Origin of the sequence: Mesorhizobium sp. LNHC221B00, assembly GCF_000502935.1 — a bacterium.
Lineage (GTDB): Bacteria > Pseudomonadota > Alphaproteobacteria > Rhizobiales > Rhizobiaceae > Mesorhizobium > Mesorhizobium opportunistum.
On record NZ_AYWR01000003.1, the window covers coordinates 34,070 to 47,897 of the forward strand.

The following is a 13,828-nucleotide window of genomic DNA, read 5'->3' on the forward strand; positions in this document are numbered from 1 at the left end:
ATTCGAGGGAAAGCGCGTGGCGCCTTCCCTCGGAAATTGCGTCAGAACAAGGAAACTCAGCCGCGCTTGGCGTCGATAGAGTAGGCGCCGGCGCCCGACGAAGCCAGCAGCACGAAGCCGCCGGTGATGGCGAGGTTCTTGAGAAACTGGATCATCTGCATCTGGTCGGCCCAGCCGGTGTGGGCGACAAGGCCGGTGGCGACCGTGAAGATCGCGAGCACCCAAGCGGCGATCCTGGTCTGGAAGCCGACGAGGATGGCGAGCCCGCCGAGCAGTTCGATAAGGCCGACGACGACGGCCGTTACGGTTGGCAACGGCAGCCCGAGGGCGCCGAAATAGCCAGCGGTTCCGGAAATGGCAGTCAGCTTGCCGAAGCCGGAAAGCAGGAAAATGACCGCGAGCAGGATGCGGCCGAGCAGGATCGTGACAGAACTATTGGACGCTGTGCCGGCGCCGGCGGCGGAAGTGTTGGTGGACATGGTGGCTCTCCGAATGGGTTGAGTGACCACCCAGATAGACGATGCCGACTGTTCACCAAAGCCGCCTATGTGGCGACACATTGTTCACAGGTCATACGTTCCCGTGATCGCGCGACGCGCGCGAAATTCGTGTCGGATGAGGCGGTGACGGGGGTAAATTTTCCCGCCGAAAACCTCACCCCGGATGCGTCATGTCCTCGGGCCGCACCAGCCGGTCATAGTCGGCCTCGCTGACCAGGCCGGTGGCCAGCGCTTCCTCGCGCAGCGTCGTGCCCTTCTTGTGCGCCGTCTTGGCGATCTTGGCGGCATTGTCGTAGCCGATGGTTGGCGCCAGCGCCGTCACCAGCATCAGCGAGCGGTCGAGGGCCGCCTTGATGTTGTCTTCGCGAGCCTCGATGCCGACGACGCAATTGTCGGTGAAGGAGACCGAAGCGTCGGCGAGCAACTGCACCGACTGCAGGAAATTGTAGGCCATCAGCGGATTGTAGACGTTGAGCTCGAAATGGCCCTGGCTGCCGGCGAAAGTGACGGCGGCATTGTTGCCGAACACCTGCACGCAGACCTGGGTCAACGCTTCGCACTGCGTCGGGTTGACCTTGCCCGGCATGATCGACGAGCCGGGTTCGTTTTCCGGCAGCGACAATTCACCGAGGCCCGAGCGCGGCCCGGAGCCGAGGAAGCGGATGTCGTTGGCGACCTTGAACAGGGCTGCGGCAGCGGCATTGATGGCGCCGTGCGAGAACACCATGGAATCGTGCGCCGCGAGCGCCTCGAACTTGTTGGGTGCGGTGACGAAGGCGATGCCGGTGATGGCGGCGATGCGGTCGGCCACCCGCTCGGCAAAGCCAACCGGGGCGTTGAGTCCGGTGCCGACGGCGGTGCCGCCCTGCGCCAGTTCCTGCAGGCCGGGCAGCGTCAACTCGATGCGCTTGATCGACGAGGCGACCTGCGCCGCATAGCCCGAGAATTCCTGGCCAAGTGTCAGCGGCGTGGCATCCTGCGTGTGGGTGCGGCCGATCTTGATGATGTGGTTGAACTCCCTGCTCTTGGCGGCCAGTGCCTTGTGCAGGTGCTTCAGCGCCGGCAACAGGTCGTGCACGATGCGCTCGGCGCAGGCGATGTGCATCGCCGTCGGGTAGGTGTCGTTCGACGACTGGCTCATATTGACGTGGTCGTTGGGGTGTACCGGCTTCTTCGAGCCCATGACGCCGCCCAGCATCTCGATCGCCCGGTTGGAGATCACCTCATTGGCGTTCATGTTGGACTGCGTGCCCGAGCCGGTCTGCCAGACCACCAGCGGGAAATGGTCGTTGAGCTTGCCGTCGATGACCTCCTGCGCGGCCGCGATGATCGCCTTGCCGATGGCGGGATCGAGCCGCTTCAGCTCCATATTGGCTTCCGCCGCCGCCCGCTTGACGATACCGAGCGCCCGCACGACCGAAACCGGCTGCTTTTCCCAGCCGATCTTGAAATTACCCAGGGAACGCTGCGCCTGCGCGCCCCAATAGCGGTCGGCGGCGACCTCGATGGGACCGAACGTGTCCGTTTCGGTTCTGGTCTTTGGCGTGCTCACGGCAAGTCTCCGGTCTGTCGATTTGGGCAACGGCGTATCGCGTTGCACAAAACGCATCAAGCGGAGATTGCGGACGGTGAGGATGCAAATCGGTTGAAGATGGTCCCGTGGGATTACGCTTGTATGCAGGCGCCCGCATGTTCCCGGACCCGCATGTTCCCGGAACTGTCTTTCCCGACCTAGAGGCCGCGGCGGCCAAATCCGGTTGGACCTGTGGGACGCCTCGTTTGCGGCGCCGGTGGTGCGGGATCGATCCTGCTGGCTTGCTGGTCCAGCCTGGTGGATCGCGATTGCTGCTGAACAGAGTGCTCGGCCTTCATACGCGAGATGTGTGTGCTGAGTTCGCTTCTGGAATCATCCGTGCCGGATGGCGGACCATAGTCGTTGTTGCCGCCTGAACCGGAGAAAAAGCCGCATTCGACGAGCACCCACAGTCCGCCGATATAGGGGAGCAACAACAGCAGGGACCATACGCCCGACTTGCCCAGATCATGGTACCGCTTGATCGTTGCGGCGAAATTGATCCAGAGCGAAAGGACGGAGCCGATGATTAGCGCCAGGCTGACACTTAGGCTGTCTGAATGGAGCGCCCTGAGCCTTTGTCCAGCCGATAAGCCTGCGACATGGACAAGGGCGCCGGCGGTCACCACCAACAGGGCCAGCACCACGAACTGGGCCAACCACCATTGCCCACGCCCGATGCGCCCGGAAAATCCAAACAAAAGATTCATGTACATCCCCCATCGGCATGTGGGGGAAATATTCATTGCGTATGTAAAAAGTTGCTAAAGATTTCCTGGCGAAATAAGGAAAATGGCGAGCCGCCCATCTGAATGGTTAACTGGTAAGCAATGAAGAAAATAAACAAAGACCAGTATTTATTCTTGTCGATAGGATCTGCGCTCGTCAGCTGAAGCAGCCGTTTGGCTGACGATCGGATCTCTCCGGTCCGGGGCAACAACGCCGCGCATGTCCGTCTCAGGCAGGGCGACAACTGGCGCTCACCCCGCAGTATATCCGCCGTCGATCGCGAAGATACCGCCGCTCGTCCACGCGGCATCGTCACTTGCGAGATAGACCGCGATGCCAGCCAGATCGTCCGGGCGGCCGATGCGGCCCAGCGGATAGCTGCGTTCGACATAGGCCTTCAGCTCCGCCTGTGCCTCGGCCGGCAGGTTGTCGACGGTCTTGCGCCGCATGGCGGTGTCGACGGTGCCGGGCGCGATGGCGTTGACCCGGATGCCGCGCGGGCCGAGTTCGAAGGCAAGCGATTTGGTCAGCGAATTCAGCGCGCCCTTGGACAGCGAGTAGAGGCTGGATGGCCGCTTCGGGATCATCTTGTTGGCGAAATAGGAGGAGATGTTGATGACGGATGCGCCGGCGCCGAAATGCTGCAACAGACCCTGGGTGAGGAAGAACGCCGCCGTCACATTGAGCGCGAAGGAGTGCTGGAACTGTGTCTCGCTGACGGTCTCGAACGGCACGAGGTAGGCGACACCGGCATTGTTCACGAGGATATCGAGCCGCTGGCCGGCCGCTTTCACATGGTCGACGACGGCGTCGATACCGGGGCTGGCGGCAAGATCGGCCGACAATGTCTCGACCGTGCCGACAGGACCGGTAGCCGTCAGCTTGTCGCGAGCGGCTTCGAGCTTGCCGGCGTCGCGCCCGACGATCAGCATATCGGCGCCCTCGCGCAGGAACGCCTCGGCGATCGCAAGGCCGATGCCGTCCGAACCGCCGGTCACCAGCGCGCGCTTGTTGCGAAGTTTCATGGGAACGCTCCAAAGCAGCCTTGGCCAGCCCAAGAGCACTGCATAGTCGCGGCAGTGGTCAACCCAGCGGCCTATCCCACGGTATGAACTTCGATCGCCGCCGGCGCTGCGGCTTGCTTCGGAGGGGCGAACAGGATAGCCGGCTTGACCGAGCGGTCGTGCAGTTTCAAGTGAAGCGCCACGGGTCTCCTATCGAAATACCTTTCCCAAGAAGCATTGTTGAATCCCGCAAGAGCATTGTTGAAAATGGCTACTCTCGAGACGGCGAACCGAAAGCTTCCCTTGCCGGTCGATGTCGTCGAGGTCGGCAGGCGCTTTCTGCCCGGGCTCAATCGGGGTGAAATCTACTGTCGCCTCGACGACGGGAAGCTCATCGTGCGCTCCCGTGCCGCCTGGCTTGAACGGCACGTGCAGGTCCTGACGCTGATTGCCGAGGCATTGGCGTCGCTTGGCGCCCGCAGCATGCCGCCTTTCTACATGCTTCTCGGGGACACGCCGTCCCGCAGAAGGCATCGCCGTTTCCGCACCCGCTTTGCCTTCTCCCAAGCCGACGGCTATGGCGAGGTGGCGGCGCCCGATTTCGTTTTCGACGGATGGCCGGACGCAAAGTTCGACGACTATGATGAGATGACACGGGCGATGGCGGCGGCATCGGAAGAGCCGCCGCGCGACAACAGATTGTTCTGGGCGGGGCGCTGCATGAACGAAGCCCGCAAAAGGGTCGTCGATCTCGCAAAAGCCCGGCCAGACTTGCTGGAGGCTTACGACACCGAGCCGAACTACGATGTCGCCATCAATCGCTATTCCACCAGGTTCAGGACGATGGAGGAACAGGTCGCGACGTACAGGTACATGATCGACATCGAGGGCGCCGGCTATAGTGGCCGCTTCAAGATGCTGCTCCACACCAAACGGGTGGTCCTGCTGCAGGATCGGCCATGGCGCGAATGGTTTTTCGACGATATCGAGCCGTTTCGCCACTATGTCCCGGTGGCGCGCGACATGTCGGATTTGGCCGAGCGCATCGAGTGGCTGCGCGCCAATCCGAAAAGGGAAGCCGAAATAGCCACGGAGGCGCAGCACTTCGCGCAGATCCGCCTGACCCGCGCGGCGGCCGTGGCGGCATGGGCGAAGCTCCTGGGGGATCACGCCGCCGCCGGCGGTAGTCTGAAATCCGGTCTCCAGCACCGCAAGCGCGCTACCGGCTGGCCGATCTGACCGTGCGCCTGTTCCCATGAGATGAAACTCAGCCCGGCTGGCAAGCCGGCCGGTTTACGCGCCGACGGCCGCAGGCCGGTGCATGGCCAGTCGCGCGGCGACAAGATCCCTGACCTGGCGGATCGCCTGTTCGCGCGAGACGCTGCCTGGTTGCAGGCCGAGCCGCAGCCAAAGCCCGTCGATCAGCGCGGTGACGCCAAGCGCTATCTCGTCCGCATCTCCAGGCGGGGCAAGGCCGCGCAGGCCGGACAGCAGGTTCGAGCGCATGCGGGCGTGAAGCACCTTCTGGATGCGCGCCAGCTTCTCGTCGCGCGGCACCTCGGCGCAAAGCGAAAGCCAGGCATGGCATAGCGGTGGCCGGAACAGGTGCTCCTCGAAATTGCCGTCGATTACGGCATCGAGGCGCTCCATCGGCGTCCGCGCCTGGCGCAGCCGGGTGACCACCGCGTCGCGCAGGACGGCATTGGCCTCGCGCATGGCATGCTCGAACAATTCCTGCTTGTTGCGGAAGTAGTGCAGCACGATGCCCTTGGAGGCGCCTGCATGGGCGGCAACCTTTTCCAGCGTGGCACCTGCAATGCCTTCGCGCTCCAGGACCGCGAAGGCTGCCTGCCGCAATTCCTTGCGGCGTATGTCGCCGAGACGCTTGAGTTTCACGGGGTCGATCCATGCATGGCGAATCCACGTTGACATTTTCGTCCAGTCAGATCAATCATTGACCGGTGGGGCAATAAAAAGACCAATTGGTCAATCAGGCAATAATTGGTCACAAGAGGAGAACCGGAATGTTGCGCATCCTTGCAAATGGCGTGTGTCTCGCTGCGTTGGCGCTGGCGTCTCAGGCAGCCCAGGCGGCAGAAGCGGAGGAGTGCAGGACGGTCCGCATGGCCGAGCCGGGCTGGAATGATCTTGCCTTCACCACGGGCGTGGCCAACGTCCTGCTGCAAGCGCTCGGCTATCAGCCGCAAAGCGAGGTGCTTGGCATCAACGTCATCTACGAAGGCATGAAGAACAGGGATCTCGACCTGTTCCTCGGCTACTGGGACCCGGCGATGGTCACTTACTACGAGCCCTATAAGAAGGATGGCTCGATCGAGAATGTGCGCGTCAATCTCGTCGGCGCTAAATACACCTTCGCCGTGCCGACCTATGTCTGGGAGGCCGGCGTCAAGGACATTGCCGACCTGCACAAGTTCGCCGACAAGTTCGGCAAGAAGATGTACGGCATCGAGCCCGGCTCAAACCAATTGATGATGGACGCCATCGCCGATCCGAGCTTTGGCCTCGATGGCTGGCATGTGGTCGAGTCCAGCGAGGCTGGCATGCTTTCCGAGGTCGGCTACGAGATCAAGGAGAAGCAGTTCATCGTCTTCCAGGGCTGGGCGCCGCATCCGATGAACACCATGTACGATTTCAAGTACCTGACCGGCGGCGACAAGTTCTTCGGCCCGAATTTCGGTGCCGCCACGGTGACGACGCAGGTGCGCAAGGGCTATCTCGATCAGTGCCCGAACGTCGCGCAATTCTTGAAAAATCTCGCCTTCGACATCGATTTCGAGAATGTCGGCATGGGCTACCTGATCAATGACGGCATGAAGCCGGAGGACGGGGCGCTGAAGGCGGTCACACTGAACAGGAACCGCCTCGATGCCTGGCTCGCCGGCGTCACCACTTTCGACGGCAAGCCCGGCCTTGCCGCGGTCAAGGAAAAGCTCGGCCTGTGAGATCCGCCGCGCTGGATGCCTTGCCCGACGCTGGGGCCGAACAGGAGGCCTGGGCCGGCCGCAAGCGATTGATCGATGTTGGCGACCTCGAGGTCGCCTATGTCGAGATCGCGGGCGCCGAGCCGGCGCTGCTTCTGGTGCATGGCTTCACCGACACCAGCCGCAGCTTTTCGCTTCTTGCGCCGCATCTGGCCGGCCGCCGGTTGATCATGCCCGACCTGCGCGGCCACGGCGGATCGCAAGCAGGCAAGAGCTACGCCATCGCCGATTTTGCCGATGACATCGCCGCGCTGATCGGGCGTTTGCGGCTCGACCGGCCCGTCGTCGTCGGCCATTCCCTGGGCGCCATGGTGGCCATCGCGCTTGCCGCTCGGCACAACGACCTTGTCGGGGGGCTGGTGGTCACGGCGGGCACGCTGAAGCCCGGTTTCGAGCAGGGTCATCCGCTCGTCGCGGGTGTCCAGGCTCTGCGTGATCCGATATCGCCGGCCGACCCGTTCTATGCCTGGTGGCATGCCTGCCGGGACGGCGTGCCGCAGCCCTTTCTCGCCGGTCTTGCGGAGGATGCCTCGGCGATGCCGGCGGCGCGCTGGCGCGCCATCCTGGAAGAGATCCGCCGGGCCGACCTGACCGATGCGGCACAGACAGTTCGGACCCAAACGCTGATCCTAGCCGGCGCGTGCGACCCGCTGTTCGGCGAGGCACACCAGCAGGCATTGCTCAGGGCTCTTCCCGAGGCCGTCCTCGTCCGCGCCGAGGCCTGTGGCCACAATCCGCATTGGGAAGACCCGGCTCTCGTCGCCAAGGCCATCATCGAGGCTTTCTAAGGCTTGAGATCACCGCCCGAGCAAGGATTGCGCGGTGGGCGACAGCCGCAGCATCTCCGTCGGCTTGGTCAGATCAGGCCGCGCAGCCTGCCAGAAGACCCGCCATGCGGCCGAGCCGGCGAGCGCGGCCTCGTGGCGTGCGTGCGTTTCGGCTCCGTCAAAACCCAGGACGCCGATGAAGACGTTCTCGCTCACCCGCACCGGCAGGCGCGGAAAGCTGTTTTCGGCATGCTCGGTAACGAACGCGGCAAGCAGGCTCGCACCGGTTGCCGCCATCAGTGGTGCCATCTCGGCCTGGTATCGGCGGGCGAAACCGGTTTCGGCGCTGCGCCGCAGATGGTGAATCTGGATGACAACGATGCCGGGCAGGGGCCTGTTCTTGCTTGGCTTTTCGTCGGTGGCCAGGCCTGCTCGCCGCAGCCCTGACAGGTCGAAGCCGGCGCCTGGCCACGCCGGTTTGAGCAGCAGCACATCGTCGGAATCGATCATCGTCGCATTGGCCGCATCGCGGTGCGCCGCCCAGATCGGGCCGCCGTAAAACGCGGCCAGGGCATCCCTTGCGTGAGTCCATATCGTCGAAGCCGCGCAGCCAGACGAACATGTCGGGACGGTCGAGATCCCTGAACTGGCCGATAATGGTCATCCCGGCGTCTTCCTGGCCCTCGATGAACTTGCTGTCGAAGAGGTCGATGAGTGTGTCGCGCTGGCCCGATTTCAACGTGTATTGCCGCAATTCGACGACGGGCGACGCGGGCAGATCGGGCCCGGTGTTCGGGGGCAGGTCCATCGGTCATCTCCAAAACAGGTTGATCATCCGGTTTACAAAACAGACCGGTTGTCCTGTTTTGTCAATCTGCTATCGTGTGCAAATGTCAGCAGAGATCGCCGGGCGTCTGAAAGGGCGGCCATCAAAACGCACCAACGACCCCGAGGGCCTGCGCAACAAAGTGCTCGATGTCGCCGAGGTCGCGTTCCAGGCGCGCGGCTATCACGCATCCAGCCTCGGCGATCTGATGGCGGCGGCTGGGGTCAGCGGCGGTGCGCTGCATCACCATTTCCCGACCAAGAAGGCGTTGGCCCTGGCGGTGATCGAGGAGCGCGTGGCGGCGGCGGTCGAAGAGACATGGATCGCGCCGGTCAAGGCTGCGGCCTCGGTGCGCGAGGGCGTGCGCGCTGTCTTCGAGGCCGTGGCGGCGGAACTGGAACAGCAGGGTTTCGTGCGCGGCTGCCCGCTCAACAACCTGGCGCACGAACTGTCCCTTGCCGACCCGGAATTCCGCACCGCCCTTGCCGGCATCTTTTCGGAATGGCGGCAGGCGATCGCCGACAAGATCAGGGCCGACCAGCAGGCGGGCAGGGAGCAGGGCACCGATGCCCAACGCTTTGCGGCGCTGGTGGTCGCCACCTACTCCGGGGCCATGTCGATGGCCAAGACGGCGCAGGACGCCGGCCCGTTGCGCGATTGCCTCGCGGCGTTGGAATGGGACGCTTCCCAGGCCGAGTCGTCCCAGGGCGAGTCTTCCCAGGGAGAGACGGGAGCGAGGCGGCGTCGCAGGGTGCTGCGGCGGTACGGAAACTCGTGAAGCTAGTCTCTTACTCGGCCAGCGTCCCTTACTCGGTCAGCGGTTTGATCGTCTCGTAGCCGTTCACCGATTCCTTGCTGGTGCCTTCATCGTAGCGCCGGGCGAGGGCGGCTTGCAGATCGGGTGCGTAGAGCGCGGTATAGGCATCGAGCGTCTCGCCGGCTCCGTTCTTGAAGGTCTCCTGGACGGCGAGCACATTGTATTTGCAGTCGCCCAGGCTGAACGTCTCCTTGCCCTTGACGACCAGCGTCAGCGTCTTGGTGCTCTTCGCTAGCTTGCTGGGCGACAGCTCGACAAACTCGATCGTGCCTTTGGTCCCCGTCTTCAGCGGAAACAGTTTTCGCAGGTCGGAAAATGGGATCATCGCCAGCCGGCCGGTGTCGCTGTCGCGAAACACCTCGATCAGGCCGGCAAACAGGAACTGCTTCTGTGGTGATTGCGAAGCGTAGGTGTTGACGACGGAGACCATTCCGCCGGCTACGGGCCGAAACTCGCTTTGGATGCCGGGCCTCGCCAGGATGAAGCCATTCTTGGCGGACTTTGCGTCGATGCAACCGGCGGCATGCGCGGTGCTCGCGGACGGGATCACGATCGCGGCAAGGATCACGCAGATCGGTGCGGTTTTCATTTCGTCCTCCTCTGCTCGCGCAAGTTGAGGGTTAGACATGCCAGACCCATGAACCTATGTCGATGCTCGGCTGCAAGGAGAGGCGCTGGACGGCCGCCCGCCCTCCGTGTTGAAATTCCCCCATGATGAATCGACTGTCGCCGACATTGCTTTCACGACGCTGCTTCCTAGCGCGGGCCGCCGGTTTTGCCGCGGCTGGCGTGCTGTCGCGCCCGGCGCTCGGTCAGACCGGGCAACGCGTCCAGCCCATCGACGCCACTTTCCTGTTCATCGCCGATATCCATGCCTGCCGCATGGCAAGCGGTTTGAGCCCCAACTGCCAGCAGGAAGGCAAGACCGACGCGGCATTGCTGCGCAATGTAGCGGCGCTGAACGCCATCGGCGACAAGGACTGGCCCGCCGAAATCGACGGAGTCGCCACCGGCCTGCGTTCGGCTGGCAGCCGCATCGGCACGCCGCTCGGTCTCGTCGTTGGCGGCGACATCACAGATGACGGCGGCGGCCAGATCACCCAGCCGAGCGAGGGCACGCAGCTTTTGCAGTTCAGCCAGCGCTACCAGCAAGGTGTCGGCCCCGATCGCGTTCACATGCCGGTCTATGTCGGTCTCGGCAATCATGATCTCGACCAGAACGGGCCGCCGCACCATGTCGACTGGTATCGCCGCGAGATGCGCGACTATGTCGAGGTCAACCACCGCGCCGGCGTCTTCTTCAAGCCGCCTGTGCCGGCCACCAGCTACGATGTCGACACCGATTGCTATTCCTGGGACTGGGGCGGCCTGCATCTCGTCCAGACCCATCGTTTCGCTGGTGACATCGGCCACGGCGCCGAAAGCAGCCTGCCATGGCTGAAGCAGGACCTGGCGACCTACGCGGCGGACGGTCGTCCCGTCATCTTGTTCCAGCACTATGGCTGGGACACGTTCTCGATCGAGCGTTGGGATGCCGCCAAGAGAACCTACGACGATGACGGCGCCGGCGCGCCGCACTGGTGGGGCGAAGCCGACAGGCAGGCGCTGCTGGCGGCGCTGAAGGGCTACAATGTCGTCGCCATCTTCCACGGCCACCAGCACGCCACGCCGCTGATCTACCGCCGCGACGGGCTCGACCTGTTCAAGCCGAAGGCCGCCTATATGGGAGGTTTCGCCGTCGCCAGGGTGACCAGCGACGGCATGGACGTCGCGCTTGGCGAGGCGATCGATGACCATGGCGAGGTCGCCTTCACCAATGCCTTCAGCAAAGGCTGGAGCACATGACAGTCGATGTAGCATCCGAAGAGGTCAAAGCGCCTTCTTGATCTTTTCCTTCATATCGCCATAGGCCTTCTGCACCTTGCCGGTAGCCTTGTCGGCCATGCCTCTGGCTTGGGTCTGCCTGTTGCCGGTCGCCTTGCCTGCGGCCTCCTTGACCGAACCTTTGACCTGCTTGGCCACGCCTGCGACCTGATCCTTGTTCACCATTTCGGCATCTCCCAGTTTTGAATTCGAAGGAATTGGTTTTGAATTCGAACGAATTCATCCGCGACAAGCCAACGGACAGATACCGCTTGGGTTCCAGGCGTCGCTCGGCCGGCAGATCAGGTCGCACTGTCGCTTCCTGGCGAAAGCTCGGCAGGCTAGGCTGTGAATACGCATCGGGTTTGGACATCGTGCGCGGGGAGAAAAATGGTGGAATTCACGCTCTACATCGGCAACAAATGCTTCTCCTCATGGTCGCTGCGTCCATGGCTGGCGATGCGGCATCTGGAGATCCCGTTCGAGGAGGGTTTTGTGCGCCTGCGCACGCCGGAGACCGCCGCCAATCTGGCGAAGGTGTCGCCGACCGGCCAGGTCCCGGTTTTGAATCACAGCGGAAGGATCGTCTGGGAAACCCTAGCCATCCTTGAATATCTTGCAGACCTCTACCCGCAGAAAAAACTCTGGCCGGACGACCTTGGCGCCCGCGCGCTGGCGCGCTCGGTGGCGACCGAGATGCATTCCGGTTTTCGCGAAGTCCGCTACGGCTGGCCGATGAACTTGCGCCGGCCCAAGGTCCATAAGCCGCTCGACGCCGAAGGCGAGGCGCAACGCGCCCGCATCGAGGCGCTGTGGCGCGAGTGCCGCGAAAAATATGGCAAGGGCGGCCCGTTTCTGTTTGGCCATTTCACCGCCGCTGACGCCATGTATGCGCCGGTCGTCACCCGCTTCGACGTCTATGGCGGCGTGCTGGCGGCCGACACCAGGGCCTATGTCGACGCCGTGCTGGCCACGCCTGCGATGCGGCACTGGTATGCGGAAGCGGCGAAGGAGACGTGGCCGGAACCCGGGCCGGACGAATAACCTTGCACAGGCTGGGCTTCCAGAAACGTCCGCGCGGCCTATCTGAAGGGGTGGGCCGGGCATCTGGAGAAGATCCATGACATCCTCTAATTCCCCTCTCATGGGCAAGGTCGCGCTCGTCACTGGCGCCTCGTCGGGCATCGGCGAGGCGACCGCGGCGGCGCTTGCCGCCGCCGGCGCCAAGGTGGCGGTCGCCGCCCGCCGCGCCGATCGCCTCGACATGCTGGTTGGCCGCATCGAGAAGGCTGGCGGCAAGGCGCTCGCTATCGAAGCCGATATTGCCAAGGGCAGTGACATCACCGCCATGGTCGACAAGGTTGTCTCCGAATGGGACCGGCTCGACATTCTCGTCAACAATGCCGGCGTCATGCTGCTGTCGCCGGCGGCCGAAGCCGACCTCGACGATTGGCGCCGCATGATCGAACTCAATCTGATCGGTCTGATGGCCGCCACCAAGGCGGCATTGCCGCACCTCAAGGCTGCCAAGGGCCATGTCGTCAACGTATCCTCGGTCGCCGGCCGCGTCGCCAATCCGGGTGCCAGCGGCTACGCGGCAACCAAGTTTGGTGTCGTCGCCTTCTCGGAATCGCTACGCCGCGAGGTCTATGTCGACAAGGTGCGCGTCACCGTCATCGAACCCGGCCTGGTGCGCACCAAGCTTGGCGACCACATCACCAATCCCGCCATGAAGGCCGGCCTCGACCAACGCCTCGCCACCCTGGAAGCGCTGACCGCCGATGATATTGCGAACGCCATCCTCTACGCCGTCAGCCAGCCACCGCGCGTCAACATCAACGAAATCCTCATCCGCCCGACCGATCAGGAGCGCTGAACCGCGGGCGGAGCAGGGACCTGTGACCTCCAGCGTCGCGTGACCTCGGGTTCCATGACGAGATACTGCCGCTGATCGGCGCGAGCTTACGACCCGGCACATACAAGAACGCCCCTCGCACCTTTTATCGTGCGGGAGGCGTCCTTTTGTCAGCAGTCCTGAGATTGATAGGACTACCGACACCCTCGAAATGCGCCAGCGCGGAATTGGTTCCGGCGTGATGCTTTTTTGAGGAAAAATGAACGCGTGGTCGTTCAGCGGCTTGGCCAGTTGAGGCCCATGCGCCAGGCAACCCAAAATTGAATCCGGGTCGCTGAAAAACCAGAAATTGACTCGCCGCCAAAAGAAGTCTAGAAGAAACATGTCGATATTTGTTTGACTGACTTTTGTTATCCGCGCCCGAATGCGCGCCTTTGACGAACTTCCCCATCAAAAATCGAGACAAAAATCGTTGTGCATTCGCACCGCGATTAGCGAATATTTGCCATGGAAAGGGTTCGTTTATGAGCACCGGCACAGTTAAATGGTTCAACGCCACCAAAGGTTTTGGTTTTATTCAGCCTGACGACGGCTCGGCCGACGTTTTCGTCCACATCTCGGCCGTAGAGCGCGCCGGTATGCGCGACATCGTCGAGGGCCAGAAGCTTGGCTACGAGATGGTCCGCGACAACAAGTCGGGCAAGATGTCCGCCGACCAGTTGAAGGCGGCCTGAAAAAAGAATTCGGCCCTCCCGGTGACCACGGATGTACTGGCACCGGTGAGTGGCGAATTCTGGCGCATGGCCACGGAGACCTGAGTTTCCAAGGCACATCATGCGCATGAGAGGAGTGTTCCTGTACATCCATCCTGTGCATCCATCTGGATGCGCGT

The 13,828-nt window shown here is 62.9% G+C and carries 16 protein-coding genes; 8 read left to right on the plus strand and 8 right to left on the minus strand.

The features are described from left to right. Positions 1-56 precede the first annotated feature (56 nt). From X741_RS161780 to X741_RS161770, 4 genes are all read right to left on the minus strand, one after another. On the minus strand, positions 57-479 hold the full coding sequence (locus X741_RS161780; RefSeq protein WP_023776389.1) for a DoxX family protein: 423 nt from the start codon (positions 477-479) through the stop codon (positions 57-59). A 175-nt stretch (positions 480-654) separates the two neighbouring features. After that, on the minus strand, positions 655-2,052 hold the full coding sequence (fumC, locus tag X741_RS161775) for a class II fumarate hydratase (protein WP_023776390.1): 1,398 nt from the start codon (positions 2,050-2,052) through the stop codon (positions 655-657). Positions 2,053-2,231: 179 nt separating this feature from the next. Then, positions 2,232-2,783: a DUF805 domain-containing protein gene (locus X741_RS1000000167380; protein ID WP_198023928.1), complete on the minus strand. Its 552-nt coding sequence runs from the start codon at positions 2,781-2,783 to the stop codon at positions 2,232-2,234. Between the two features lie 270 nt (positions 2,784-3,053). Next, the gene (locus tag X741_RS161770) at positions 3,054-3,827 is read right to left on the minus strand and encodes an SDR family oxidoreductase (protein ID WP_023776392.1); all 774 of its coding nucleotides are present in this window, start codon (positions 3,825-3,827) and stop codon (positions 3,054-3,056) included. A gap of 246 nt (positions 3,828-4,073) precedes the next feature. Here X741_RS161770 and X741_RS161765 point away from each other — a divergent pair, with 246 nt between their 5' ends. Then, positions 4,074-5,045: a glycosyl transferase family 90 gene (locus X741_RS161765; RefSeq protein WP_023776393.1), complete on the plus strand. Its 972-nt coding sequence runs from the start codon at positions 4,074-4,076 to the stop codon at positions 5,043-5,045. Positions 5,046-5,099: 54 nt separating this feature from the next. Here the strand turns inward: X741_RS161765 and betI are convergent, their stop codons facing one another. Further along, entirely contained in the window at positions 5,100-5,738 is a 639-nt protein-coding gene (gene betI, locus X741_RS161760; protein WP_031249770.1) for a transcriptional regulator BetI, read from the minus strand. A 92-nt stretch (positions 5,739-5,830) separates the two neighbouring features. Between betI and choX the strand changes: the two genes are divergently transcribed. Together choX and X741_RS161750 are read left to right on the plus strand one after the other, a co-directional pair. Further along, entirely contained in the window at positions 5,831-6,769 is a 939-nt protein-coding gene (gene choX, locus X741_RS161755) for a choline ABC transporter substrate-binding protein (RefSeq protein WP_023776395.1), read from the plus strand. Then, a complete protein-coding gene (locus X741_RS161750) occupies positions 6,766-7,596 on the plus strand; it encodes an alpha/beta hydrolase (protein WP_051410392.1) in 831 nt (276 codons plus the stop codon). Before choX ends, X741_RS161750 begins: the two co-directional genes overlap by 4 nt. Before the next feature lie 9 nt (positions 7,597-7,605). On the opposite strand, the gene X741_RS1000000171630 is transcribed toward X741_RS161750, so the two are convergent. Beyond that, positions 7,606-8,067, minus strand: coding sequence for a hypothetical protein (locus X741_RS1000000171630; RefSeq protein ID WP_348625669.1), 462 nt, complete (start codon positions 8,065-8,067; stop codon positions 7,606-7,608). A gap of 398 nt (positions 8,068-8,465) precedes the next feature. Between X741_RS1000000171630 and X741_RS161745 the strand changes: the two genes are divergently transcribed. Further along, complete coding sequence (locus X741_RS161745; protein ID WP_051410393.1) at positions 8,466-9,179, plus strand: TetR/AcrR family transcriptional regulator; 714 nt, start codon at positions 8,466-8,468, stop codon at positions 9,177-9,179. A gap of 28 nt (positions 9,180-9,207) precedes the next feature. Here the strand turns inward: X741_RS161745 and X741_RS161740 are convergent, their stop codons facing one another. Continuing rightward, on the minus strand, positions 9,208-9,807 hold the full coding sequence (locus X741_RS161740) for a hypothetical protein (protein WP_023776398.1): 600 nt from the start codon (positions 9,805-9,807) through the stop codon (positions 9,208-9,210). Positions 9,808-9,929: 122 nt separating this feature from the next. Between X741_RS161740 and X741_RS161735 the strand changes: the two genes are divergently transcribed. Beyond that, positions 9,930-11,063 (plus strand): metallophosphoesterase, encoded by a 1,134-nt coding sequence (locus X741_RS161735; RefSeq protein WP_023776399.1) that lies wholly within the window; start codon positions 9,930-9,932, stop codon positions 11,061-11,063. A gap of 24 nt (positions 11,064-11,087) precedes the next feature. On the opposite strand, the gene X741_RS161730 is transcribed toward X741_RS161735, so the two are convergent. Next, positions 11,088-11,267, minus strand: coding sequence for a CsbD family protein (locus X741_RS161730; RefSeq protein WP_013896186.1), 180 nt, complete (start codon positions 11,265-11,267; stop codon positions 11,088-11,090). A 204-nt stretch (positions 11,268-11,471) separates the two neighbouring features. Here X741_RS161730 and X741_RS161725 point away from each other — a divergent pair, with 204 nt between their 5' ends. The 3 genes from X741_RS161725 (at position 11,472) to X741_RS161715 (ending at position 13,670) form a co-directional block, all read left to right on the plus strand. Beyond that, positions 11,472-12,125, plus strand: a complete 654-nt coding sequence (locus tag X741_RS161725; protein ID WP_023776401.1) for a glutathione S-transferase family protein — start codon at positions 11,472-11,474, stop codon at positions 12,123-12,125. Positions 12,126-12,201: 76 nt separating this feature from the next. Beyond that, positions 12,202-12,957: an SDR family NAD(P)-dependent oxidoreductase gene (locus tag X741_RS161720; RefSeq protein WP_023776402.1), complete on the plus strand. Its 756-nt coding sequence runs from the start codon at positions 12,202-12,204 to the stop codon at positions 12,955-12,957. 503 nt (positions 12,958-13,460) lie between these two features. Next, entirely contained in the window at positions 13,461-13,670 is a 210-nt protein-coding gene (locus tag X741_RS161715; RefSeq protein ID WP_010915421.1) for a cold-shock protein, read from the plus strand. Positions 13,671-13,828: the final 158 nt, after the last annotated feature.